Genomic DNA, 24,187 nt, shown 5'->3' on the forward strand with positions numbered 1-24,187 from the left:
GCCGCGCCGGTCGTCACTCGGTGAATATCTGTACGAAGGCTTGGGCCAGGCGGGCGGGTTCATGACGCGGTGATCCGTCGTCGGCGGCGACGTCCGCGAGCACGAGGCGTCCGCCGAGGTCCTGGACGGCCTTGTCGAGGGCGTCCGGGTCGTCCACCACCGCGCGGTCGGCGAGGACGACGTCCACGCGCAGGTCGGGCGCGTGCGCCTGCAGCACCTCCAGGTGCGTCTGCGGGGAGAAGTCGTCGGTCTCGCCGGGCTGCTGCGCGAGGTTCAGCGCGACGACGCGGCGGGCGCGGGTGGTGGTGAGGGCGCGGGCGAGCGCGGGCACCTTCAGGTGCGGCATGACGCTGGTGAACCACGAGCCGGGGCCGAACACGATCCAGTCGGCGTCCTCGACGGCGGCGAGGGCCTCCGGGCAGGCGGGCGGGTCGGCCGGCACCAGCGACACGCCGAGCACGCCGCCGGGCGTCCTGGCGCACGCCACCTGGCCCTTGACATGGGTGATCTCGTCGGGCCGGGCGGGGTCGGCGCCGCGGACCTCGGCGACGATGTCCATGGGGACGGCGGCCATCGGCAGCACGCGGCCGTGCGCGCCGAGCAGCCGGCCGACCCAGTCGAGCCCGGCGACGGTGGAGCCGGGCGAGGCGCCGTCACCGCCGAGCAGCTCCCACAGCGCGACGATGAGCAGGTTGCCGACGGCGTGGCCCTGCAGGTCGCCCTCGCTGCGGAAGCGGTGCTGGACGACGTCCCGCCAGGTCTGGCCCCACTCGTCGTCGCCGCAGAGTGCGGCGAGCGCCATCCGCAGGTCGCCGGGCGGCAGCACGCCGAGCTCGCGGCGCAGCCGGCCGCTGGAACCGCCGTCGTCGGCGACGGTGACGATCGCGGTCAGCCGGTCGGTGACGCGGCGCAGCGCCGACAGCGACGCGTAGAGGCCGTGGCCCCCGCCGAGCGCGACGACCTTCGGGCCGAGGGGCTTCACCGTGCCGTTTCTCTCCTCGTCCGGGACCCCCGCCGGCTCCCGGCGCGGACCGTCATTCGCGGCCGAGGTCACGATGGGCGACCTGCACCTCGATGCCCTCGTCCCGCAGCCGGGCGGCGATCTGTTCCGCCATGGCAACACTACGGTGTTTTCCACCGGTGCATCCCACGGCGAGCGTCACGTAGTGCTTGCCCTCGCGTTCGTACCCGTCGGCGAGGAGCCGCAGCACCTCGGCGTAGGCGTCCAGGAACTCCTTGGCGCCGTGCTGCCCGAGGACGTAGTCGCGGACGGCGGTGTCGCGCCCCGTCTTCGGCCGCAGCTCCGGCACCCAGTGCGGGTTCGGCAGGAAGCGGCAGTCGACGACGAGGTCGGCGTCGACCGGCAGGCCGTACTTGTAGCCGAACGACACGACGGTGGCGCGCAGGCTGGACTCGCCGGTGTCGTTGCCGAAGAAGCCGATGATCTTGTTGCGCAGCTCGTGCACGTTCAGGCCGCTGGTGTCGATCACCAGGTCGGCCTCGGCGCGGACCTCGCGGACCAGCTCGCGCTCGCGGGCGATGCCGTCCACCAGGCGGCCGTCGCCCTGCAGCGGATGGGGACGGCGGACGCTCTCGAACCGGCGCACCAGGTCGGCGTCGCCGGCCTCCAGGAACACCACCCGCGGGTGGACGCCGCGGGCCTCCAGCTCGGCGATCGAGGAGTGCAGGTCGTCGGTGAACGCGCGGCTGCGGACGTCCACGACGACGGCGATGCGCGGCACCGCGTCCTTCACCCGGCCGCCGAGGTCGGCCATCGTGGCCAGCAGTCCGGGCGGCAGGTTGTCGACCACGAACCAGTCGAGGTCCTCCAGCGACTTGGCCGCGGTGCTGCGGCCCGCCCCGGACATACCGGTGACGATCACGATGTCCGGAATCTTGGTCTCGCTGGTCATGCGCCTCTCCCCCTGTGCTCCCCGTCGTCCCCGCCGCGATCCCCGCCCCCGCCGCCCGCCGGCGCGGCGCCGCCGTGCAGCGCCGCGACGATGCTCTGCGCGCTGCGCAGGCCGATCCCCGGAACCTCGGCGACCTGCGCGGGCGTCGCGTCCTTCAGCCGCTTCAGCGATCCGAAGTGCTTCAGCAGCGCCGCGCGGCGCGCCGGGCCCAGACCCGGAACGTTATCGAGTTCGCTGACCGTCATGGACCTGGAACGCCGCTGCCGGTGGAAGGTGATGGCGAACCGGTGCGCCTCGTCGCGGACCCGCTGGACGAGGAACATGCCCTCGCTGTTGCGCGGCAGGATGACCGGATCGCCTTCGCCGGGGAGCCAGAGCTCCTCCAGCCGCTTGGCGATCCCGCACACCGCGATGTCGTCGACGCCGAGCTCGTCGAGGGCGCGCTGCGCGGCCGCGACCTGCGGTGGGCCGCCGTCGACGAGGACCAGGTTGGGCGGGTAGGCGAACTTGCGCGGCCGGCCGGTCTCCGGGTCGATCGGCTGGTGCGCGCCCTCCTCCTCCGGGTCGCCGAGGGTGTCGAGCTCGCCGGTCCTCTCGCTCTCGGCGAGGTAGCGCCTGAACCGTCGGGTGATGACCTCGTGGATGGAGCGGACGTCGTCCTGCCCCTGCACGGCCTTGATCGTGAACCGGCGGTACTCGCTCTTGCGGGCCAGGCCGTCCTCGAACACGACCATGGACGCGACCACGTCGGTGCCCTGCAGGTTGGACACGTCGTAGCACTCGATCCGCAGGGGGGCGTCGTCGAGCTCCAGAGCCTCCTGGAGCTCCTGCAGCGCGCGGCTGCGGGTGGTGAGGTCGGACGCGCGGCGCGTCTTGTGCTGCTTGAGCGCCTCGTGGGCGTTGCGCGCCACCGTCTCCAGCAGGGTCCGCTTGTCGCCGCGCTGCGGGACGTGCAGCCGGACGGGCCCGCCGCGCTGCTCCGACAGCAGCTCGGCCATGGCCTCCTCCTCCGGCGGCAGGGCCGGGACGAGGACCTCGCGGGGCACCGACTCGCTCTCACCGTAGATCTGGATGAGGAAGTGCTCGACCAGGTCGGCGGTGGTGACGTCCTCGACCTTGTCGACGACCCAGCCGCGCTGCCCGCGGATGCGGCCGCCGCGCACGTAGAACACCTGGACGGCCGCCTCCAGCTCGTCCTCGGCGAAGGCGATCATGTCGCAGTCGGTGCGGTCGGGCAGTACGACCGCCTGCTTCTCCAGAGCGCGCTCCAGGGCGCGGATGTCGTCGCGGAGCCGGGCGGCGCGCTCGTACTCCTGGGACGTGGCGGCCTCGCGCATGTCGCGTTCGAGGCGCTTGATGAACCGGGTGGTGTCGCCGGCCATGAAGTCGCAGAAGTCCTCGGCGAGCAGGCGGTGCTCGTCGGGCGAGACGCGGCCGACGCACGGCGCCGAGCACTTGCCGATGTAGCCGAGCAGGCACGGCCGGTCGAGCTGGTGCTGCCGTTTGAACACGCCGGCGCTGCACGTCCGGACGGGGAACACGCGCAGCAGCTGGTCGACCGTCTCCCGGATCGCCCAAGCGTGGGAGTACGGCCCGAAGTAGCGCACGCCCTTCCGCTTGGCGCCCCGCATCACCATCACCCTCGGGAAATCCTCGTTCAGGGTGACGGCGAGATAGGGATAGGACTTGTCGTCGCGGTAGCGGACGTTGAACCTGGGGTCGAACTCCTTGATCCAGGAGTACTCCAGCTGGAGGGCCTCGACCTCGGTGCCGACGACCGTCCAGTCGACGCGCGCGGCGGTCTGCACCATCGTCTGGGTGCGGGGGTGCAGGGCGGAGAAGTCGGCGAAGTAGGAGTTCAGCCGCGAACGCAGGTTCTTGGCCTTGCCCACGTAGATGACCCGGCCGTGCTCGTCGCGGAACCGGTACACCCCCGGGGATTCCGGGATGGAGCCGGGTGCGGGTCGGTAGGTCGCCGGGTCTGCCACGCTCGAAAGCCTAATGGGCGACACCGACACGCCGAGCCCCCGCACGCCCGGCGCCGTCCCGCCGCCCCGAGGGTGACGTAGATCTCTCCCTACTGCCCGGATGTTCGCAAATGCTTCGGAAAGGGAGGGTCAAACGGATCCGGAAGGGGGACGTCGCGCACATGTCCGCACTCTGGGCATGGACCATCCTGGCCGCCGTCGCCGGCACGTCCGTGATCGCCGTGGAGGTGGGCCGCCGGCTCGTCGCGGGCCGGCTGTCGCACCGCTGGCCCGGCGCGGGCCGGGTCGCCCGGCGCTGCACCGCGCCCGTGTTCGCGTTCGCGGTGGTGGTCAGCTCCAGCACCGCGATGCCGTACCAGTTCATCGGCGGGCACGCCGAGGACGTGGTCCGGCACGCGATGCGGATCGCGGCGATCGGCGCCTCCACGTGGCTGGTGATGCGGATCGGCTACGCGCTGAGCGACCCGCCGCTGGCGCGGCTGATGCGGATCGAGGGCGAGCGCAACCGGCGGGCCAGGCGGGCCCGCACGCAGATGCTGCTGCTGCGCCGCATCGCCGCCGTCATCATCGTGGTCCTCGCCGTCGGCGCGGCGCTGTTCACGTTCCCGGCCGTGCGGGCGGTCGGGGCCGGGGTGCTCGCCTCGGCGGGCGTCGCCGGCCTGGTGGTCGGCATCGCGGCGCGGCCGACCCTCGGCAACCTGCTGGCCGGGCTGCAACTGGCGTTCAGCGACGCGCTGCGCCTGGACGACGTCGTCGTCACGCAGGGCATCTGGGGCCGGGTCGAGGAGCTGACGCTGTCGTACGTCGTCCTGCAGCTCTGGGACGACCGGCGCATGATCTTCCCGGTGTCGCACTTCACCGAGCAGCCGTTCGAGAACTGGACCCGGCACTCCAGCCGCCTGCTCGGCTCGGTCGAGCTGCACGTGGACTGGACGGTCCCGGTCGAGGACCTGCGCGCCGAGCTGTACACGGCGCTGAAGGAGAACCCGCTGTGGGACCGGCGGGAGTGGATGCTGCAGGTGGTGGACGTGCTGCCGAGCGGCCTCGTCACGGTGCGCGCGCTGATGAGCGCCGCCGACTCGGCGAGCACCTGGGACCTGCGCTGCGACGTGCGCGAGCACCTGGTCTCCCATATCCGCGACCGCCACCCGGAGGCCCTCCCCCGGCTCCGTATCGGCCCCGAACCGGTGGTGGACGGTGCCGGGGCCGAGGCGGACGACCCGGCGCCGGCCACCGAGGACGAGGTGGCGGAGGGACGGCACGCCGACGGCGCGCGGGCCGTCCCCCGTGTGGACGGCCCGGCGCGCACGAAGGCGCTCAGGCGAGCGTGATCTTCCCGCCCTGGACGGTGACCTTCTTCCCGGCCAGGGGCTCGTCGGCGGGCGGGCTCGCCACCGACCCGTCCGTGATCTTGAACTTGCTGCCGTGGCAGGGGCAGTTGATCGTGCCTCCGGACACCGATCCGACGCTGCATCCCCGATGGGTGCAGGTCGCGGAGAACGCCGTGAACTCGCCCTGGCGGGGCTGGCAGACGACGACCTTGGCGTCCTCGAACACCTTGCCCCCGCCGACGGGGATCTCGCTCACCGAGGCCAGGGCCGCGCCCGTCCCGCCGCCACCGCTCCCGCCCCCGGAGCCGCCGGAGCCGCCCCCGCCGTCGCCCGATTCGCCGCACGCCGCCGCCAGCCCGGCCACGCCCGCGAGTCCGGCGCCGATGAGAAGTCCCCGGCGGGTACCGCCCGCTTGGGACTCCCCTGGCGCGTCCTCCCCCGGCGTGCGCTCCGTTCCGTCCGCCCGCGTCTCGGACCTGTGTGGCATTCTCGCCCCTCCGGTGACCTCTCTCGGTTCCTGTCCGTCACCGGGAACCACGGATGCGCGAGCGGGTCGGTTCAAAGCCGAACCCGAACGATGATCAGGTGACGACGATGCCGCCGCCCTCGACCCGCACGGGATACTCCTTGAGGGGCGCCTTGGCGGGGCCGTGCTGCACCGAGCCGTCAGTGATCTTGAACTCGCTGCCGTGGCAGTGGCACTTGATCAGCCCGTTCGACACCCCGCCGACCGCGCAGCCCTGGTGGGTGCACACCGCGGTGAACGCCTTGTAGGCGCCCGGGCTCGGCTGGGTCACCACGACCTTCTCGTCGCCGTAGACCCTGCCGCCGCCGACCGGGATGTCGGCGGCCTTGGCGATCTGCTTTCCCCTGAGGTCCTCGGCGGGCTTCGCCCCGCCTCCGGACGCGCACCCCGCGAGCGCGGCGGCGCCGAGCGCCCCCGCCCCGCAGAGCACCGCGCGCCGGCCGACTCCCCCGCTCCCGGCGGCCTCGGCGGCTCCGGGCGTCACTTCGTCTCCCATGGCTCCATCCTGGTGGACGGCCTCACCCGTCCCGCACCGACCCGCCTCCAGGGCTCAGTCGAGGATCTTCTTGAGGAACTGGCCGGTGTGGCTGGCCTCGACTTCGGCGACCTCCTCGGGGGTGCCGGTGGCGACGACCGTGCCGCCGCGCGAGCCGCCCTCGGGGCCCATGTCGATGATCCAGTCGGCGGTCTTGATGACGTCGAGGTTGTGCTCGATGACCAGGACCGTGTTGCCCTTGTCGACCAGGCCGTTCAGCACGCCGAGGAGTTTGCGGATGTCCTCGAAGTGCAGGCCGGTGGTCGGCTCGTCCAGCACGTAGATGGTGCGGCCGGTGGAGCGCTTCTGCAGCTCGGACGCCAGCTTGACGCGCTGCGCCTCGCCGCCGGACAGCGTCGGGGCGGGCTGGCCGAGCCGGACGTAGCCGAGGCCGACGTCGTTCAGGGTCTTCAGGTGCCGGTGGATCGCCGTGATCGGCTCGAAGAACTCGGTGGCCTGCTCGATCGGCATGTCGAGCACCTCGGAGATCGTCTTGCCCTTGTAGTGGACCTCCAGGGTCTCCCGGTTGTAGCGGGCGCCGTGGCAGACCTCGCACGGGACGTAGACGTCCGGCAGGAAGTTCATCTCGATCTTGATGGTGCCGTCGCCGGAGCAGTTCTCGCAGCGGCCGCCCTTGACGTTGAAGGAGAACCGGCCGGGCTGGTAGCCGCGCACCTTCGCCTCGGTGGTCTGCGCGAACAGCTTGCGGATGTGGTCGAACACGCCGGTGTAGGTCGCCGGGTTGGACCGCGGGGTGCGGCCGATCGGCGACTGGTCGACGTGCACGACCTTGTCGAGCTGGTCGACGCCGTTGACGCGCTTGTGCTTGCCCGGGACGGTCTTGGCCCCGTTCAGCTTCTTCGCCAGCGAGTTGTAGAGGATGTCGTTGACCAGCGTCGACTTGCCGGACCCCGACACACCGGTGACGGCGGTGAGGACGCCGAGCGGGAACGCCACGTCGACGTCGCGCAGGTTGTTCTGCTGCGCGCCCTTGACGGTGACCTCGCGGCCCCTGGTGCGCGGCCGCCGGATCTGCGGGACGGCGATCTCGCGGCGCCCGTCCAGGTAGGCGCCGGTCAGGGAGCGCTCGGACTTCTTGAGGTCCTCGACCGTGCCGGAGACGACGATCTCGCCGCCGTGCTCGCCGGCGCGCGGGCCGATGTCGACGATCCAGTCGGCGGCGGCGATGGTGTCCTCGTCGTGCTCGACGACGATCAGGGTGTTGCCCATGTCGCGCAGCCGGAGCAGCGTCTCCAGCAGCCGGTGGTTGTCGCGCTGGTGCAGGCCGATGGACGGCTCGTCCAGCACGTACAGGACGCCGACCAGGCCGGAGCCGATCTGCGTCGCCAGCCGGATGCGCTGGGCCTCCCCGCCGGCGAGGGTGGCGGAGGCCCGGTCGAGGGTGAGGTAGTCGAGGCCGACGTCCAGCAGGAAGCCGAGCCGGGCGTTGATCTCCTTCAGGACGCGTTCGGCGATGTGCGTCTCGCGCTCGTTCAGTTCGAGCGCCAGCAGGAACTTCGCGGCCTCGCCGATCGGCATCGCGGCGACCTCGGCGATCGACATCCCGCCCATGGTGACGCCGAGCACGACCGGCTTCAGCCGGGCGCCCTCGCACGTCGGGCACGGGATCTCCCGCATGTAGCCCTCGAACCGCTCCCGGCTGGAGTCGCTCTCGGACTCCGCGTGGCGCCGCTGGATGTAGGGGACGACGCCCTCGTAGGCCGTGTAGTACGACCTCGTCCGGCCGTAGCGGTTCTTGTAGCGGACGTGGACCTGCGTCTCGTGCCCGTTCAGGATCGCCTTGCGCGCCTTGGCGGGCAGCCGGTCCCAGGGCGTGTTCAGGTCGAAGCCCATCGCATCGCCCAGCGCCGACAGCAGCCGCAGGAAGTAGTCGCTGACGTGCCCGCCCGACCACGGCTGGATCGCGCCCTCGCCGAGCGAAAGCTCCCCGTCGGGGACGACGAGCTCGGCGTCGACCTCCATGCGCGTCCCGAGGCCGGTGCAGTCGGGGCAGGCCCCGTACGGCGAGTTGAACGAGAACGAGCGCGGCTCCAGCTCCTCGAACGACAGGTCGTCGTAGGGGCAGTAGAGGTGCTCGGAGTACATCCGGGTGCGGTGCTCGTCGTCGTCGGGAAGGTCGACGAAGTCGAGGACGATCGTGCCGCCCGCCAGGCCGAGGGCCGTCTCGACCGAGTCGGCGAGCCGCTGCCGGGCGGAGTCCTTCACCGAGAGCCGGTCGACCACGACGGAGATGTCGTGCTTCTCCTGCTTCTTCAGCTGGGGCGGCTCGTCCAGGCGGACCATCTGCCCGTCGACCAGCGCCCGCGAGTAGCCCTTGGACTGCAGCTCGCGGAAGAGCTCCAGGTACTCGCCCTTGCGGCCGCGGATCACCGGCGCCAGCACCTGGAACCTGGCGCCCTGCTCCAGTTCCAGCACCCGGTCGACGATCTGCTGCGGCGCCTGCCGGCTGATCGGCCGGCCGCACTCGGGGCAGTGCGGGTGCCCGATCCGGGCGTAGAGCAGCCGCAGGTAGTCGTACACCTCGGTGATCGTCCCGACCGTGGACCGGGGGTTCTTGCTGGTCGACTTCTGGTCGATCGAGACCGCCGGGGACAGCCCCTCGATGAAGTCGACGTCGGGCTTGTCCATCTGCCCGAGGAACTGCCGGGCGTAGGCCGACAGCGACTCGACGTACCGGCGCTGCCCCTCGGCGAAGATCGTGTCGAAGGCCAGGCTGGACTTCCCGGAACCCGACAGACCGGTGAACACGATCATGGCGTCCCGCGGGAGGTCGAGCGAGACGTCCTTCAGGTTGTGCTCGCGTGCTCCACGCACGATGAGTCGGTCATGCACGTTCTTCCGGTCCTCTTCTGGGCGCGGTGATCTGCGGTTACGGCTCGGTATCAAGGCTAGCCACGGGGTGCGACAGGAGTCCCCGACTTCTCAACAGCGGCGCTCGCCGCTGCATTTCATGACGCTACCCGGCCGATCCGAGCGGTCGGGACGGCACCATCGCACCGTACACGTGTTCGAACGCCACCCGCCACCGGAACACCGCCTGGAGCGCGGCACCCCCTCCGACCACCCGGAACGCTCTCCGGTCGTGGACGCGCCCGCCCAGGCCGCTTTCGGGTTCGGGACACGGAGCGCAGCCGTCGCACCGCCGCTCGTCCCCGCCATCCAGGCGGTCCGGGCGGGGCCCGGCGTCCTCGGACGCCGCCCGTCCGCCGACCGGACGCTCCGTGATCATCGTCGTCTGGCGCGGGCCGGGCCGGTGCGACAGGATGGAGCGTCCTTTTCGGCGAGGAGGGATCATGGACTGGCGCGACGTGATCGACGAGCTGGACGCGGGCGTGGAGCGGATCTCCGCGACGCTGGAGGGGCTGTCCGACCACGCCCTGCGGGGCGCGTCCGCGCTGCCGGGATGGAGCCGCGGGCACGTGGCGACGCACATCGCGCGCAACGCCGACTCCCTGTGGAACCTGCTCGAAGGGGCGCGCACGGGGACGGAGATCCCGCAGTACCCGAGCATGGACCGGCGCAACGCCGACGTCACCGCGGGCGCGGGGCGCGGCCGGGAGGAGCTGGTCGCGGACGTCCGGGCGACGCAGGCGCGGTTCTCCGAGCAGGCCCGGTCACTGCCCGGGAGGGCCTGGAACGCTTCGGTGCGGGCGATGTCGGGCCGGTCCCATCCGGCCTGGTACGCGGTCTTCCGCCGCTGGAACGAGGTGGAGGCACACCATGTCGACCTCGCCGCGGGGTACGGCCCCGCCGACTGGCCCGAGCCCTACGTCCGGTGGGCCGCGGCGGCCACGCTGGCGGACCTGCCGGCCCTGCCGGACCGGCGCCTCGGGGAGCTGGCCGGGCTGCGGATCACCGCGACCGACTCCGGCGAGACCGCCGAGCTCGGCTGGACGCCCGGCGGCCCGGAGGCGTCCGGCTCCGGGCGGGCGCTGCTGGGCTGGCTGAGCGGACGGTCGGACGGCGCGGGCGTTCACCTCCGCCCCGACGGCCCGCTGCCCGTGCCGCCGCCCTGGCCGCACGAGCCCTCGCGGTTCTCGGAGGAGTCGGGCTTCTGAGGGGGCCGGGGGCCTGGGGAAGGACGTCGGCCTAGGGAGGGTCGTCGCCCGCGAGCCGGTGCAGCGCGTCCGCGGAGCGGACGGCGATCGCGCTCCGGGCGACGGTCACGCAGCCGCGCACCGGCTCGGCCGCGAGGATCTGCGCGACCTTGCGGCGGCCCATGCCGGCCCAGCGGCCGAGGTCCTGCTGGGTGACCGGGATCTGGACGAGGACGCCCTCCTCGGTCACGCCGTCCGGGCGCTCCCGCTTGACCGGGGAGCCGAACCGCGCCGCCAGGCGCAGGAGGCGGCCGGCGAGGCGGCGCTCGGGGTCGTCGGGGAAGTGCGCGACGCGCAGCTCGTTGGCGTCGCGGAGCCGTTCGGCGAGGACGGCGGCGACGGCCCACACCGAGCCGGGCTCGGCCTCCAGGACGCCGCGGAACCGCGCGGCGGGCAGCACGAGGGCCTCGACCCGCGTCAGCGCCTCGGCGTTGGCGTGCCGGACCCCGCCGTCCACCGCCTCCAGCTCCCCCACCAGGTCGCCGGGGCCGAGGACGTCGAGGATGGCGGTCTCGCCGTCCCGGTCCACCCAGACCTTCACCGCCCCGGACCGCAGGACGAAGACCTGGGCCGCGCGGGTGTGCTCGCGCGTCAGGAACGCGCCGGGCCTGATCAGCACCGGGGCGCCCGCCCGCCGCAGGGCCTCCTGGGCACGGGGGGTCAGCGCGTCCCAGAACCGGGGGGTCTGCATCTCGCCTCCTCACCGGGCCCGGATCCGGCCGGGCCCCGGGCTTTCATGATCGCGTACGTCCAGTGAACGCGCCCCGGGGCCGGCCGACCAGGTCATCGGTCACACGTCGAGCGGTCCTTCCGGGGCGAGCAGGCCGTCCAGGGCGCGGACGCGGCGGACGCAGTCCGCGGCCGCGGCCTGGTCGCCGAGGGCCAGGTGGGTGTCGCGCAGCAGCTCCAGCGCCCGCCGCAGGCCCCACTGGTCGTCGGTCTCGCGGCGGATGGCGATCTCGGCGGTGACGTGCTCCACCGCGCGGGCGTGCTCGCCGGTCAGCTGGGACGCGCGGGCCATGCTGTGCAGGGCGTGGGCCTGCTCGCGGGTGGCGCCGAGTTCGGCGGCGAGGTCGAGGGCGCGCCGCCCGGCCGCGAGCGCCTCGCCGGCGCGGCCGAGGTCGAGGTGGATGGCGGCGAGGTGGACCAGGCCGACGGCCTCGCTGTGCCGGTCGCCGACCTCGCCGAGGATGCGCAGCGCCTCCAGCTCCCGCTCCAGCGCCTCCTCGGGCCGGCCGGCCCGGCGCAGCACGGCGGCGAGGGTGTCCATGCCGACGCCGAGGCCGTACCAGTCGCCGCCGGACTCGCGGATGCCCAGCGCCTGCCGGGCGGCGCGCTCGGCGTCCTCGGGCAGGCCGAGCCGCGAGTACGTGCGGGCCAGGCTGCCGAGCGTCCCGGCCATCCCGCCCCGCGCCCCGAGCCGGTGCCACAGGTCCAGGGCCTCCAGGCCGAGGATGAACGCCTCCTGGTGCCGGCCGAGGCGTCGCATCACCACCGACAGGTGCTCCAGGTCGTTGGCCTCGCCGTGCTGGTCGCCGATCTCGCGGCGGATCTCCAGGGCGCGCAGGAGGTGCTCGCGCGCCTCGCGGTACCGCCCGAGGCGCCAGTGGACGATCCCGATCTGCGCGAGCGCCTCGGCCTCGCCGTGCCGGTCGCTGGTGTCGCGGTGCAGCCGCAGCGCCTGCCCGCAGTAGGTGAACGCCTCGGCGAACCGCGTCGCCTCGCACATCAGCATGCCGAGCGTGGTCAGCGCGCGCGCCTCCCCGTGGCGGGCGCCCAGCGCGCGGTAGGTGCGCAGCGCCTGCTCGGCGTCCTGCTGCGCCAGGTCGCGAAGGCCGAGCGCGGCGTTCATCCGCGCGAGCTCCGTCAGCGCCTGCGCGGCGCCGTGCATGTCGGCGAGTTCCTGCCGGATAGCGAGCGCTTCCAGAGCGTGCGAGACCGCGCCGTGGACGTTCCCTTGGCGGCGGTGCACCTGGGCCACGGTGAGCAGTGTCTCGGCCACGCCCGGTTGGTCTTGCGTCCGGCGGCGGACGTCCAGCGCCCTGGCGGCGTGGTCCAGAGCCGTCTCGTAGTCGCCGAGGCCCAGGTACGCCCTGGCCAGAATGTCGTGGCCCTCGGCCGTGCCCGCGTCGTCTCGCAGTTCCCCGTGGATGGCGAGGGAGCGCCGCGCGTGGTCGATCGCCGTCAGGTAGCGGCCCAGCGCCACGTGGACGTCGGCCAGGGTGGCCAGGGTGGCGGCCTCCCCGTAGCGGTCGGGCGGGTCGACGGCCCGGAACCCGCGCCGCGCGTCCTCCCCGTACCCGATGGCCTGGACGGAGTCGCCCAGCTCGAAGTGCGCCGTGGCCAGATTGTGGAGCATGACGGCCGCGGCCGCCCAGTCCTCCTCGGTGCGGGCGGCGTGCAGGCCCACCTGGTGGACGGCGATGCTGTCCTCGCTGTAGCGGCGGAACTCCTGGAAATCGAACAGCGCGTCGGCGAGCTCCCAGCACGTCCGGTGCAGGCCGAGCCGGGCGGCCTGGTGCACCGCGGCGACCAGGTTGCGCCGCTCGGCCTCGAACCAGGCGAGCCCGGCGGCGCGCTCCGCGGCGGCGGACGGGCGTCCCTGCGCTTCCCCCGGGTGCGCCCTGGGACGGGAGCGCGCCGCCATGGCGTCCCCCGCGTGGCGCGCCTCGGCGAGGTAGCCGGCCAGCAGCCGCCGCTGCGCGGCCTGGAGTTCGCCGTCGGAGTCCTCGCGCAGGCCCCGTTCGCGGGCGAAGTCGCGCAGCAGGTCGTGCATCCGGTAGCGGTCCGGCCCCACGTCGTGCACCAGGTACGCCTGGCGCAGTCCCTCCAGGTATTCGCGCGCCCCGCCGACCGTGCCGTCGAGCAGGGCGGCCAGGGCGGTGGGCGTGAAGTCGGGGCCGGCGACCAGGCCGAGCCTGCGGAACGCCTCGCGCTGCCCGCGGCGCAGGCTCCGGTAGGCGACGTCGAACGTCGGGCTGAGGACGGCCAGCAGCGCCGTCCCCGACGTGCCGGGCGCCGCGCCGTCGCCCAGGCCCGCCCCCGCGAGGCCCGGCCCGTACGGCGCGGCGTCCCGGACGTCGCGGGCGGCCAGCTCCCGGACGGTCCCGGCGATCGACTCGCCGGGGTTCTCGGCCAGCCGCCCGGCCATGACGCCGAGGGCGAGCGGCAGGTGGCCGCACTCGCGGGCGAGCCGCTCGACCGCCTTGTCCTCCTCCCGGAGGCGGGGGTCGCCCGCCCCGAGGACGTTGGATATGAGGTCCACGGCCTCCTGCGTCGCCATTTCCCGCAGTTCCAGCGTCCGGACGTCGGCGCCTTCCAGCAGGGCCGGCAGCCGCCGCCGGCTCGTCACGACCACCAGCCCGGAGGCCATCGCCGCCAGCAGCGGTGCGATCTGCTCGGGCCGGGCGGCGTTGTCGAGGATCAGCAGCATGCGGCGGTCGCCGAGCAGTGACCGGCACTGCGCCGCCAGTTCCGCCTGCGTCCGCGGGACCTGGTCGCCGGGCACGCCCGCCGCGCGCAGCACCTGCCCCATCGCCTCCGCCGGGGTGACGGGGCTGCGGGACGTGCCGCGCAGGTCGGCGAACAGGACGCCGTCGGGGAATCGGTCGACGACCCGGTGCGCCCAGTGCAGCGCCAGCGTGGTCTTGCCGACGCCCGCCATCCCCTGGACCACGACGGCGCGCGGCCACACGGACTGGCCGACCAGCAGATCGAGCTTGCCGAGGCTGACCACGCGCCCGGCGAAGTAGGGGTTGTCGGCGGGGAGGCGTACGGCGGGAGGCCCGGCCTGCGCCCCGAGGCGCACCGGTTCGCGCGCCGCGATCCCGGCGCCGCCGCCGTGCCCCAGCGCGTCCTCGGGCGGCCGCTCGGCCTCGGCGGCCGGCCAGTCGTCGCCCCAGGGGCTCGCGGCGCGGCGGAGCCGTTCGACGTCGAGGACGGTCAGCGGGCGGGCCTGCCGGTCCAGGATGCCCTTGGCCCGCCAGGCCCGGAACCAGCGCACCAGCGTCTCGCGCGAGATCCCCGCCCAGTTCGCCAGCTCCGCCTGGCTGAGCCGCAGGGGGATCCGCGTGCCCTGCCCGGGGGCCGGCTCGCCGAACCGGTGCGCCAGCTCCAGCAGGTGGTAGGCGAGCCGCTGGGGATGGTCGGCGGCCCGCACCGCGTGCCGGCGGCCGCCGTAGGTGACGCTCTCGGAGAGGGCGTGCATCATCGCCTCGGCGACCTGCGGGCTCGCCGCCAGCAGGCTGCGGAACTTGCCGCGGTCCACCCGCAGCGCCGTGACGTGGTCCAGCGCGGCGACCGTCGCGCGCTGCGGATGCCCCCACGGGCCGAGGACCCCGACCAGGTCGCCCGCCCCGAACAGGTCGATGATCGACTCGTCGCCGTCGCTGGAGTCCACGAACTCCTTGGCCACCGCGTTGCTCGCGGCCCGCGGCGACGCCTTGAACACGACGTAGACGGCCGGCGCGACCGTCCCCTGGTGGCACAGCATGCCGCCGGGCGGGATGCCGGTGCGCCGGCCCATGGCGCGCAGGGCCTGCCGGTCGGTGGGGGCCAGCCGCTCCCAGAAGCTGCCCGGCCGGACGCCCGGGTCGTCTCCGATCATCCGGTCACCTCCCGCCATCGCCGCCGCCGGCGTCCGGTCGAACCTGATCTTCCAGTTCCCATGGTGCGGCGAAAAGGGGGGAAAGTCCGTCCGGCAGCGCACGGTTCGGCTGCGTCTGGTGACTCATTCCAGGCACGCACCCGGGGCGCGGGTGATCGCGGGAGCCGATGATGGAAGATGGTCTTCAAACGATCGACGGGGAGGGCGCATGACCTACACCGGCAACGTCGAGTCCGGCGGGCGTCCGGACGTCCGCGAGCTGCCCGGGCTGCGGGTGACGAAGGTGGCGGTCGGCCCGTACGACAACAACGCCTACCTGCTGCGGTGCACCGCGACCGGCGAGCAGTTGCTGATCGACGCGGCGAACGAGGCGACCCGGCTGCTGGAGCTGATCGGCGACGGCCCCCTCGCGCGGATCGTCACCACGCACCGCCACGAGGACCACTGGATGGCGCTGAGCGAGGTGGCGCGGGCCACCGGCGCGCCTGTCGTCGCCCACCCGCGCGACGCCGCCCCCCTCCCCGAGCCGGTCGCCGAGCCCGTGGAGCACGGCGACACCGTCGCGGTCGGGCAGGCGTCCCTCGACGTCATCCACCTGCGCGGCCACACGCCCGGCTCGATCGCGCTGCTCTACGACGCCGGCGGTGAGCTGGCCGACCGCCCGCACCTGTTCACCGGCGACAGCCTGTTCCCCGGCGGCGTCGGGAACACCTGGGGCGACCCGACCCGCTTCCGGCAGCTGCTTGCGGACGTGGAGGAACGCGTCTTCGACCGCCTCCCCGACGCCACCTGGTTCTACCCGGGCCACGGCAAGGACTCGACGCTCGGCCGGGAGCGCCCCTCGCTCCCGGAGTGGCGCTCCCGCGGCTGGTGACGCTTCCCGCTCGGCCGGAACAAGTGGTGCGGGACGTTCGTTAGCCCCAACACACTTCCGGTTCGAGACCAGGAGTCGACCATCCCCCAAACCCACGAGGTGGATCCGGGGCCCGCGCTGCGCTATCCGGCGGGTTCGCTGGTGCTGCTCGCAGGCCTGCCCGGCGCCGGCAAGAGCACGCTGCTCAACCGCCTGTACGGGCTGCGCGGCGACGAGACGACCCCGGTGCGCGCCGGCGACGTCCGGGTGATCGATTCGCGCCAGTCGCGCAACTGGTGGGCGCGGTTCCTCGGGCCGCTGCCCGTCCGGCTGCGGACCCCGGTCGTCCAGAGCACCCACGTCTGGCGCATCGGCCGCGCGATCCTCGCCGGGCACGGCGTCGTCGCCCACACCCGCGGCACCTGGCCGCACATCCTGCACTGCTTCGCCTGGCTGGCCCGCCGCCGCGGCGGGCGGCTGCACCTGATCCTCATCGACGTCTCGCCGGAGACCGCACGCGCCGGCCAGTACGCGCGCGGCCGCGTCGTCACCTCCACCCTGTGGGCCCGCCACTGCCGCCGCTGGCGCGTCCTGATCGCCCGCGCCCGCAGCGGCGCCCCCATTCCCCCCGCCGACGGCGTCACCGTCCTCGACCGTGACGCCGCCGACAAGCTGCGGGCCATCCACTTCAGCTGAGCTCGCCGAACCAGCGCACGATCCGGGCGGTGCCCGCGAGGTTGGAGCCGAGGTGGCGGGAGCCGCCGTAGAGCCGGTCGCCCACCTCGACGACGGGCACGGTGACGCCGCGTTCCCCGAACCCCGCGGCGCAGTGGTCGGTGTTGGCGGTGACGGCCTGCTCGTCCCCGGCCATCTTGTAGAGGCGGACCGGGACGCGCGGGGTCCAGGCCGTGCAGACTTCCGCGTCCACACGCAGGGCCTCGGCGAACGTGCCGGACGGGTGGCGCAGCAGTTCCAGGCCGCGCGGGGTGAGGAGATCGCCGAGCTTGTCCGGAAGGCCGTCGAGCATGACGGGCCCGGGGGTCGTGCCGTCGAAGTACTTCTCGACCCGGTTGGCGTAGGGCTTGCGGAACACCTCCGAAGGGGTCCTGTAGATGCCTCCGTGGATGCGGTTCCACGAGGTGAGCAGGTACGACGTGTAGACGACCGACAGTTTCGGCGCGAGGTCCCCGTTCAGCAGGGCGGGAAGTTCCGCGCCCCGGAAGTCGTAGCCGCCGCTGATGGGGGCCACCGCACGGAGGCGGAAGTGCGGGTCGGCGCCGCCCTGCAGCGCCCGGGCCAGGCCGAGGGCGGACGAGGCGCCCTGCGAGAAGCCGGTGACGAAGACCCGGCCGTCCAGGACGCGCCCCGCACGCGGGGCGAAGTCGCGCGCGGCGCGGAGCATGTCGAGGGACGCGCTCGTCTCCGAGGGCACGTCCTTCCAGGGATGGACGCCGGGCCCCTCGCCCAGGCCGAGGTAGTCGGGCGCGACCGCCGCGAACCCCGCCGCGGCATAGGTGACGGCCGGGCCGGGACCCCAGACGTCGTCCGCCGTCGACGGGGCGTCCGGCTTGTAGCTCATGGTGCCGTGCGTGTAGGAGACCGCGGCGAGGCGGCGGTCCCGGCTGCGCGGCAGGACGACCAGACCGCTGGCGGTCGTCGCGCGGCCCCGGGCGTCGACCGTCCGGTAGACGAGCCGGTAGGTGTCCACGCCGTAGCGGACGGACGCGGTGTCGAAGTCCTCGGACGCCAGCCAGGTACGGACCCGGTCGGCGGGCATGGCGGCGAGGTGGGTCGCGGAGACCAGGTGTCCCCGTGCGGCGCTCTGCTGAGCGACGGCCCCCGCCTTGCGATCGGTGGCCGGGAGCTCGAACGCCCCGGCGGACGCGCCGGCGATGCCGGCGGCCGTGATCGCGGCGGCCGCGAGCATCCCTGCGGTGAGGCGGGTCATGGTGCGTGTCATGGAGGTGAGCCTCGCGCCCAGCCGCCCGAACCCGCGTCACGCCGGCAGGTGATCTCGCATCCGCTACCTGAGAGGGTCCCCCGTCCGGAAGCGGAGAGGAGGGCGGGCGGGGCGTGGGTAGGGTCGGGGGGAGATCGAGACGACGAGAGGCGGCAGCATGGCGCAGCGGGTACGTGGGATCGTCGCACCCGGCAAGGGACAGCCGGTGCGGATCGAGACCATCGTCGTTCCGGACCCGGGTCCAGGTGAGGCGGTCGTCGAGGTCCAGGCGTGCGGTGTCTGCCACACCGACCTGCACTACCGCGAAGGCGGGATCAACGACGAGTTCCCGTTCCTGCTCGGGCACGAGGCCGCCGGGGTCGTGGAGTCGGTGGGCGAGGGGGTGAGCGAGGTGGCGCCCGGCGACTTCGTGATCCTGAACTGGCGGGCGGTGTGCGGGCAGTGCCGGGCGTGCCTGCGCGGGCGTCCCTGGTACTGCTTCGACACCCACAACGCCGCCCAGAAGATGACCCTTGAGGACGGGACGGAGCTGTCGCCCGCGCTCGGCATCGGCGCTTTCGCCGACAAGACCCTCGTGGCCGCCGGGCAGTGCACCAAGGTCGACTCCGCCGCCGAGCCCGAGGTCGCGGGCCTGCTCGGGTGCGGGGTCATGGCCGGTCTGGGCGCGGCGATCAACACCGGGAACGTCGGGCGCGGCGACTCGGTGGCGGTCATCGGCTGCGGCGGTGTCGGCGCGGCGGCCGTGCTCGGCGCCCGGCTGGCCGGGGCCGCCCGGATCATCGCCGTGGACCTGGACGAGCGCAAGCTGGCCACCGCGTCCTCCCTCGGCGCGACCCACACGATCCGCGCCGGGGACACCGACGTGGTCGAGGCCGTGCGGGAGCTGACCGGCGGGTTCGGCGCGGACGTCGTCATCGACGCGGTCGGCCGTCCCGAGACCTACGAGCAGGCCTTCTACGCCCGCGACCTCGCCGGGACGGTCGTGCTGGTCGGGGTGCCCACCCCGGAGATGAGGCTGGATTTGCCGCTGCTGGACGTGTTCGGGCGCGGCGGGTCGCTGAAGTCGTCCTGGTACGGCGACTGCCTGCCCTCCCGCGACTTCCCCATGCTCATCGACCTCTACCTGCAAGGGCGCCTGGACCTGGACGCGTTCGTCTCCGAGACGATCCAGCTGGAGGGCGTCGAGGCCGCGTTCGAGAAGATGCACCGCGGCGACGTGCTGCGCTCGGTGGTGGTGCTCTGATGGCGGCCGGATCCGCGGGACTGCGCGTCGACCGCGTCGTCACCTCCGGGACGTTCTCGCTGGACGGCGGGACCTGGGACGTCGACAACAACGTCTGGATCGTCGGGGACGACGGCGAGGCGATCGTCATCGACGCCGCGCACGACGCCGAGGCGATCGCGGCGGCGCTCGGCGACCGCCGGCTGGTGGCGATCGTGTCCACGCACGGGCACGACGACCACATCGACGCGGCGCCCGCCCTGAGGGCCCGCACGGGCGCGCCCGTCCTGCTGCACCCCGACGACCTGATGCTGTGGAAGCAGCGGCACCCCGACGCCGCACCCGACGGCGAGTTGTCCGACGGCCAGATGATCACCGTCGCGGGCACCGGCCTCACCGTCCTGCACACGCCCGGCCACAGTCCCGGCGCGGTGTGCCTCCACGCGCCCGACCTGGCGACGGTCTTCTCCGGCGACACCCTGTTCAACGGCGGCCCGGGCGCGACCGGCCGGTCGTTCTCCGACTTCCCGACCATCATCGCCTCGATCCGGGAGCGCCTGCTGACGCTCCCACCGGAGACGACCGTCCGCACCGGGCACGGCGAGTCCACCACCATCGGCGCGGAAGCCCCGCATCTGGAGGAATGGATAGCCCGCGGCCACTGACCGGGATAGTGTCCCCGGTGGCGGACAGCCGTCCAGGGCCGGGAGGGTGCGATGCGGCGCAGGGCACCGCTGGCGCTCCTGCTGTGCGGGGCCGTCGCGGGCTGCGGTCAGAGCGCGCGCGGCGCCGACGTGCCCCCGCCGACCGCGCCGCCCGTGTCGGCCCCCGCTCCCGCCGCGGGCCGGCCTCCCACGACCGGTGCCCCTTCGCCCGCGACCGGTAGCCCCGCGCCGCTCGGACGGGTCGCGGGGTGGCGCATCACCACGTACTACACGGCGCTGGAAAGCCTCTACGACGGCGAGCGGAAAGCGGTGCGCGGCTGCGCCCGCTTCCACTGCTCGCACGGGAAGTCCCCGCTCGGCTCCCACCCGGAGGACTTCCTCAAGGTCGTCCAGACCGAGGGCAGCGGGCGCCTCACCGAGGGGCCCGAGCGGGGCCGGTACCTGAACTGGTCGCACAGCGTCGGCTACTGGCTGGACGACACCACCCGCGACTCGCGGGGGCGCCCGCTGCGGGCGTGGGCGTCGGCGGCGGCCGACAGGTCCGTCCTGGCGCGGGGCCGGCGGTTCGCGATCGTCGACTGCGGAAAGGACGGCAACGGCCGCGCCATCGAGGACGAGGTGTGCACGGCGTTCCGGAAGGCCCGCTGGACGGTCACCGACGTGTTCCGTCCCGGATACGGCGGCGAGAACCACGCCGACGTCTACATCGGCGAGGAGAAGGGCTCGCGGCTGGCCGGGTCGCCTTTCTACACGACGCTGAGCGGCGCCACGCTCGGGCCGCCCTGATACGTCCGGACAAGGGGCGCGTCTAGGACGGGACCCGCTCGACGGGGCAGGGTGAGGCGAGGCGGGTCGGCTGCGTCCGGCCCCGCAGGGTGACCTCGTCTCCGAGCGACCAGTGCGCCGCCTCGTCCGGTCCCGCCTCGGCGAGGAGCGAGCCCGCCGCCAGCACGCGCCCGGGGGTGGTCTTGGCCATGTCGGTGAGGCGGGCCGCCTCGTTCACCGGGTCGCCGATCACGGTGTACTCGAACCGCTCCTCGGCGCCGATGTGCCCGGCGACCGCCTCGCCCGCCGAGACGCCGACGGCGGCGCTCAGCGCCGGGACGTCCTCGCGCAGCCGGCGGGCCAGCTCGCGGGACGCGGCGAGCGCGCGGGCGGGCGCGCCATCCAGCGCGATCGGCGCACCGAAGATCGCCAGCGCGGCGTCGCCCTCGAACTTGTTGATCCAGCCGCCGTGCGCGCCGATCACCTCGACGACCACGGCGAAGAAGTCGTTCAGCAGCCGGACGACCTCGGTGGGCGGCCGGTCGGCCGCGAGCCGGGTGGAGCCGATGATGTCCACGAAGATCACCGCGACCTCGCGCAGCTCGCCGCCGAGGTCGATGCCGCGCTCCACCGCGACGCGCGCGGCGTCCGCGCCGACCTGGCGGCCGAACAGGTCGCGCAGCCGCTCGTGCTCGCGCAGCCCGGCGGCCATGTGGTTGAACCCGGCCTGCAGCAGCCCGACCTCGCTGGCGTCGTAGACGGGGACTTCGACGTCCAGGTCGCCGCGCTCGACCCGGGCGAGGCCGAGCCGCACCGACTCGACGGGGTCGGCGATGGCGCGGGCGGCGCCGTAGGTGACGCCGAGCCCGACGACCAGCGCGATGCCGCCGAGGGCGAGGACGGCGACGGCGAACTCCCGCACGGTGATCCTGGCGATGACGAACGACCCGACCGCGAGGGTGATCAGCCCGAGGATCGGGACGGCGGTGCCGAGGCCCCAGGCCAGCACGGACCGGGCGACGACGCCGGGCAGCCCCGTGCGGCGCGGCATCTCGCTGCGCAGCGCGGTGGTCACCGCGCGCCGCAGCAGCCGCTCGGTCAGCAGGTAGACGACCGTGCAGGTGGTGAGGCCGCCGAGGAGGCTCGTCAGGCCCAGCTTGACGGCGAGCAGGCCGGAGAAGGGTGCGTTGATGACGACCCAGCCGACCGTCCCGATCCCCCACAGCGTCAGGTGCAGGGCCATCAGCCGCAGCGGCCCGTACAGCAGCAGGGAGCGCTCGTGCCGGTCGGGCTCGTCGTGCCGCTCGACCATGCGCCGGACGCGGCGGAAGAACCGCTCGCCGAGGACGAGGCCGACCGGGACCGCGGCGGTGACGTAGAGGGTGAAGACGATCAGGTTGACGAGCCGGAGCCGCTCGGACACCTCGCCGACGGGGTCGGGGACGACGACGGCGAACGCGAGCACGACCAGCGCGCCGCCGAGGTTCGCCAGCCCGGTGGCGATCCGCACCAGGACCCTGGCCCGGTGGGCGATCTGGGCCCGGGTGTCGTCCGGGCCGCCGTCGATCAGCCGCCACAGGGGACCGAGCAAGCTTCCCGGCCGGCGCCGGGCGCGGGGGGCGGTCTCGGCCCTTTCGGTCTTCATGAGCGAGGAGATTATCCGGTCGGATCACCCCGGACCCCACCGCCGGTGAGCGACCTCGCCGAGGGATTGCTCACTCAGGTGCGGATCGGCTCCAGCAGCCGGTGCGGTTTGCGCAGGACCATGCTGACCGGGTCGGTGCGGCGGCGGACGCCGGGACCGGCGTGGATCTCCAGTTCCTCCGGGGCGACGTGCCGCCCGCACTTCGCGCACCGCCCGTCCGGGCCGATCTCGGTGCCGCAGGCGAGGTGGACGAAGACGCGGCACGGCTCGGCGGACAGGTGGTCCTCCGCCCAGCGGGCGAGGGTGTGGACGACGGGCCACAGCTCCCTGCCCATCTCCGTCAGCACGTAGTCGTGGCCGTCCTTGACGAGGACGCCGGCGTCGACCAGCGACTGGAGCCGCGCCGACAGCACGGCGCGGGGGATGTCCAGGTGAACGAGGAAGTCGCTGAACCGGCGGACGCCGTAGAAGGCGTCCCGGACGATCAGCAGCGTCCAGCGCTCCCCCACGACCTCCAGCGCGCGGGCCAGCGAGCAGTCCTGCGCCGCGTAGTCCTTGCCGAGTGCCATGCCACCACAGTACCCACCCGAGGGTTCATTGATTGAACTCAGTCGTGCTACCGTCACTCCGTTGAGTTCGTTCAATGAACCTGGAGACCGCATGACGACTCTGGCGACCCCCCGCGCCGCGAGCAGCGCGCCGGGCACCGCCGCCGCGCTGACGCTGCCGGCCGCGGCCACCCTGCTGGCCCTGATGAACTACTGCGCCCCCGCCGCGACGCTGGCCGACACCGCGCGCGGGCTGCGCGCCGGGCCGACCGCGCAGATCTGGCTGATGAGCTCGATCAGCCTCGGTCTGGCGGCGGCGCTGCTGGCCGCGGGCAGCCTCGCCGACGACCACGGCCGCAGGCGCACGTTCGTGATCGGCGCGGTGGCGCTCGCCGTCTCCAGCGTCGCGTGCGCGCTCGCGCCCAACGCCGCGGTGTTCATCGTGGGCCGCGTCGCGCAGGGCGCGGCCAGCGCCGCCCTGCTGGTGACCGGGCTCGGCATCATCGGCGCCTCGTTCGCGCCGGGACCGCGGCGGGCGCGGGCCGCCGGCATGTGGGGCGCGATGGTCGGACTCGGCATCGCGCTCGGCCCCATCGCGGCGGCCGGGCTGACCGCCGCCGGCGGCTGGCGGCTGTGGTACTGGGCCACGGTCGCGGCGTCCGCGGTGCTCGCCGCGGCGGCGTCCCGCGCGCTCACCGAGTCCCGGGCCGAGCGCCCGCGCGGTGTGGACGTGCCGGGTCTGGTCACCATGAGCCTCGGCGTGGCGGCACTGGTGGCCGCGATCACCTGGGGCCGCGCCGGCTGGACGGCCCCGGGCGTCCTCGCGCTGTTCGCCGCCGCGGCGGTCCTGCTGTCCGCGTTCGTCGCCGTCGAGTCGCGGCGGCGGGAGCCGATGGTCGACCTGGCGCTGTTCCGGCGGCCGGCGTTCCTGCTGTCGGTGACCGGGGCGCTCGTCACCGGGCTCGCCGTGATCGGAATCATGACCTATCTGGCGACGATGATGAGCCTGGTGATGGGCCTGTCCCCGATCGCGGCGGCGCTGGTGCTGGCCATCTGGTCCGGGCTGTCGTTCCTCGTCGCCCTCCAGGCGCACCGCCTCCCCGCGCGGCTGCCCGTCCGGCGCCTGCTGGCCGCCGGGTTCGCGCTCGCCGGAGTCAGCGAGCTCACGCTGGCGGGCCTGAGCCCGGACGCGCACTGGTGGCGGCTCGCCCCGGGCCTCGCCGTCGCCGGCGTCGCGAGCGGCCTGACCAACGCGATGCTCGCCCGGCTGGCCGTGGAGAGCGTCCCCGCCGACCGCGCGAGCATGGGGGCCGGCGCCAACAACACCGCCCGCTACATCGGCGCGTCGCTGGGCGTGGCGATCGTCGGGGCCATCGCGACGGGTTCCGGGCACGATGCGGCCTCGCTGGCGCACGGCACGAACGTCGCGCTGGTCGTCTCGGCCGTCACCGCCCTCGCCTACGCCGTCCTCGCCCTGGTGATCCGGGATCGGGCCCGGACCTCCTGACCCCC

The 24,187-nt window shown here is 73.8% G+C and carries 19 protein-coding genes; 8 read left to right on the forward strand and 11 right to left on the reverse strand.

Going from position 1 to position 24,187, the window contains the following annotated elements:
- Positions 1-13: 13 nt before the first annotated feature.
- The 3 genes from CHC11_RS20730 to uvrC are packed head-to-tail and all read right to left on the reverse strand — an operon-like array spanning position 14 to position 3,901.
- Positions 14-982, reverse strand: a complete 969-nt coding sequence (locus tag CHC11_RS20730) for a gluconeogenesis factor YvcK family protein (RefSeq protein WP_089313477.1) — start codon at positions 980-982, stop codon at positions 14-16.
- 52 nt (positions 983-1,034) lie between these two features.
- Positions 1,035-1,913, reverse strand: a complete 879-nt coding sequence (gene rapZ / locus CHC11_RS20735; protein WP_089313395.1) for an RNase adapter RapZ — start codon at positions 1,911-1,913, stop codon at positions 1,035-1,037.
- Positions 1,910-3,901 carry an excinuclease ABC subunit UvrC gene (gene uvrC, locus CHC11_RS20740; protein WP_089313396.1) on the reverse strand — a complete coding sequence of 664 codons (1,992 nt, stop codon included), beginning with the start codon at positions 3,899-3,901 and terminating at the stop codon, positions 1,910-1,912. Before uvrC ends, rapZ begins: the two co-directional genes overlap by 4 nt.
- Before the next feature lie 161 nt (positions 3,902-4,062).
- Here uvrC and CHC11_RS20745 point away from each other — a divergent pair, with 161 nt between their 5' ends.
- Positions 4,063-5,232 carry a mechanosensitive ion channel family protein gene (locus CHC11_RS20745; protein ID WP_089313478.1) on the forward strand — a complete coding sequence of 390 codons (1,170 nt, stop codon included), beginning with the start codon at positions 4,063-4,065 and terminating at the stop codon, positions 5,230-5,232.
- Here CHC11_RS20745 and CHC11_RS20750 read toward each other — a convergent pair.
- The 3 genes from CHC11_RS20750 to uvrA form a co-directional block, all read right to left on the reverse strand.
- Positions 5,219-5,719: a Rieske (2Fe-2S) protein gene (locus CHC11_RS20750; protein WP_089313397.1), complete on the reverse strand. Its 501-nt coding sequence runs from the start codon at positions 5,717-5,719 to the stop codon at positions 5,219-5,221. The two genes, CHC11_RS20745 and CHC11_RS20750, sit on opposite strands and share 14 nt — an antisense overlap.
- Positions 5,720-5,813: 94 nt before the next feature.
- The gene (locus CHC11_RS20755) at positions 5,814-6,254 is read right to left on the reverse strand and encodes a Rieske (2Fe-2S) protein (RefSeq protein ID WP_089313398.1); all 441 of its coding nucleotides are present in this window, start codon (positions 6,252-6,254) and stop codon (positions 5,814-5,816) included.
- A gap of 54 nt (positions 6,255-6,308) precedes the next feature.
- Positions 6,309-9,146 (reverse strand): excinuclease ABC subunit UvrA, encoded by a 2,838-nt coding sequence (gene uvrA / locus CHC11_RS20760; protein ID WP_089313399.1) that lies wholly within the window; start codon positions 9,144-9,146, stop codon positions 6,309-6,311.
- Between the two features lie 461 nt (positions 9,147-9,607).
- On the opposite strand from uvrA, the gene CHC11_RS20770 reads away from it, so the two are divergent.
- Positions 9,608-10,372 (forward strand): maleylpyruvate isomerase family mycothiol-dependent enzyme, encoded by a 765-nt coding sequence (locus CHC11_RS20770; protein WP_179278913.1) that lies wholly within the window; start codon positions 9,608-9,610, stop codon positions 10,370-10,372.
- A 31-nt stretch (positions 10,373-10,403) separates the two neighbouring features.
- Here the strand turns inward: CHC11_RS20770 and CHC11_RS20775 are convergent, their stop codons facing one another.
- Both CHC11_RS20775 and CHC11_RS20780 read right to left on the reverse strand, forming a co-directional pair.
- A complete protein-coding gene (locus CHC11_RS20775; RefSeq protein WP_089313402.1) occupies positions 10,404-11,102 on the reverse strand; it encodes a Crp/Fnr family transcriptional regulator in 699 nt (232 codons plus the stop codon).
- A gap of 99 nt (positions 11,103-11,201) precedes the next feature.
- Complete coding sequence (locus CHC11_RS20780; RefSeq protein WP_179278914.1) at positions 11,202-15,017, reverse strand: tetratricopeptide repeat protein; 3,816 nt, start codon at positions 15,015-15,017, stop codon at positions 11,202-11,204.
- A gap of 208 nt (positions 15,018-15,225) precedes the next feature.
- Between CHC11_RS20780 and CHC11_RS20785 the strand changes: the two genes are divergently transcribed.
- A complete protein-coding gene (locus CHC11_RS20785) occupies positions 15,226-15,891 on the forward strand; it encodes an MBL fold metallo-hydrolase (RefSeq protein ID WP_089313404.1) in 666 nt (221 codons plus the stop codon).
- Positions 15,892-15,990: 99 nt separating this feature from the next.
- On the forward strand, positions 15,991-16,566 hold the full coding sequence (locus CHC11_RS20790) for an ATP-binding protein (protein ID WP_089313405.1): 576 nt from the start codon (positions 15,991-15,993) through the stop codon (positions 16,564-16,566).
- Here CHC11_RS20790 and CHC11_RS20795 read toward each other — a convergent pair.
- The gene (locus CHC11_RS20795) at positions 16,559-17,830 is read right to left on the reverse strand and encodes an alpha/beta hydrolase (protein ID WP_218826170.1); all 1,272 of its coding nucleotides are present in this window, start codon (positions 17,828-17,830) and stop codon (positions 16,559-16,561) included. The genes CHC11_RS20790 and CHC11_RS20795 overlap by 8 nt on opposite strands.
- A gap of 157 nt (positions 17,831-17,987) precedes the next feature.
- Here CHC11_RS20795 and CHC11_RS20800 point away from each other — a divergent pair, with 157 nt between their 5' ends.
- Genes CHC11_RS20800 through CHC11_RS20810 form a run of 3 tightly spaced genes read left to right on the forward strand, consistent with a single transcriptional unit; the run spans position 17,988 to position 20,503 of the window.
- A complete protein-coding gene (locus tag CHC11_RS20800; protein ID WP_089313406.1) occupies positions 17,988-19,073 on the forward strand; it encodes an S-(hydroxymethyl)mycothiol dehydrogenase in 1,086 nt (361 codons plus the stop codon).
- Positions 19,073-19,717, forward strand: a complete 645-nt coding sequence (locus CHC11_RS20805; RefSeq protein WP_089313407.1) for an MBL fold metallo-hydrolase — start codon at positions 19,073-19,075, stop codon at positions 19,715-19,717. Before CHC11_RS20800 ends, CHC11_RS20805 begins: the two co-directional genes overlap by 1 nt.
- Before the next feature lie 51 nt (positions 19,718-19,768).
- Positions 19,769-20,503, forward strand: coding sequence for an RlpA-like double-psi beta-barrel domain-containing protein (locus CHC11_RS20810; RefSeq protein ID WP_245919499.1), 735 nt, complete (start codon positions 19,769-19,771; stop codon positions 20,501-20,503).
- 22 nt (positions 20,504-20,525) lie between these two features.
- Here CHC11_RS20810 and CHC11_RS20815 read toward each other — a convergent pair whose 3' ends face one another.
- On the reverse strand, positions 20,526-22,127 hold the full coding sequence (locus tag CHC11_RS20815; RefSeq protein ID WP_089313408.1) for an adenylate/guanylate cyclase domain-containing protein: 1,602 nt from the start codon (positions 22,125-22,127) through the stop codon (positions 20,526-20,528).
- A gap of 74 nt (positions 22,128-22,201) precedes the next feature.
- A complete protein-coding gene (locus tag CHC11_RS20820; protein WP_089313409.1) occupies positions 22,202-22,696 on the reverse strand; it encodes a winged helix-turn-helix transcriptional regulator in 495 nt (164 codons plus the stop codon).
- Positions 22,697-22,787: 91 nt separating this feature from the next.
- On the opposite strand from CHC11_RS20820, the gene CHC11_RS20825 reads away from it, so the two are divergent.
- Entirely contained in the window at positions 22,788-24,182 is a 1,395-nt protein-coding gene (locus CHC11_RS20825) for an MFS transporter (protein WP_089313410.1), read from the forward strand.
- The last annotated feature ends 5 nt before the right edge of the window (positions 24,183-24,187 follow it).

The sequence above is a fragment of the Actinomadura mexicana genome (assembly GCF_900188105.1).
GTDB lineage: Bacteria > Actinomycetota > Actinomycetes > Streptosporangiales > Streptosporangiaceae > Spirillospora > Spirillospora mexicana.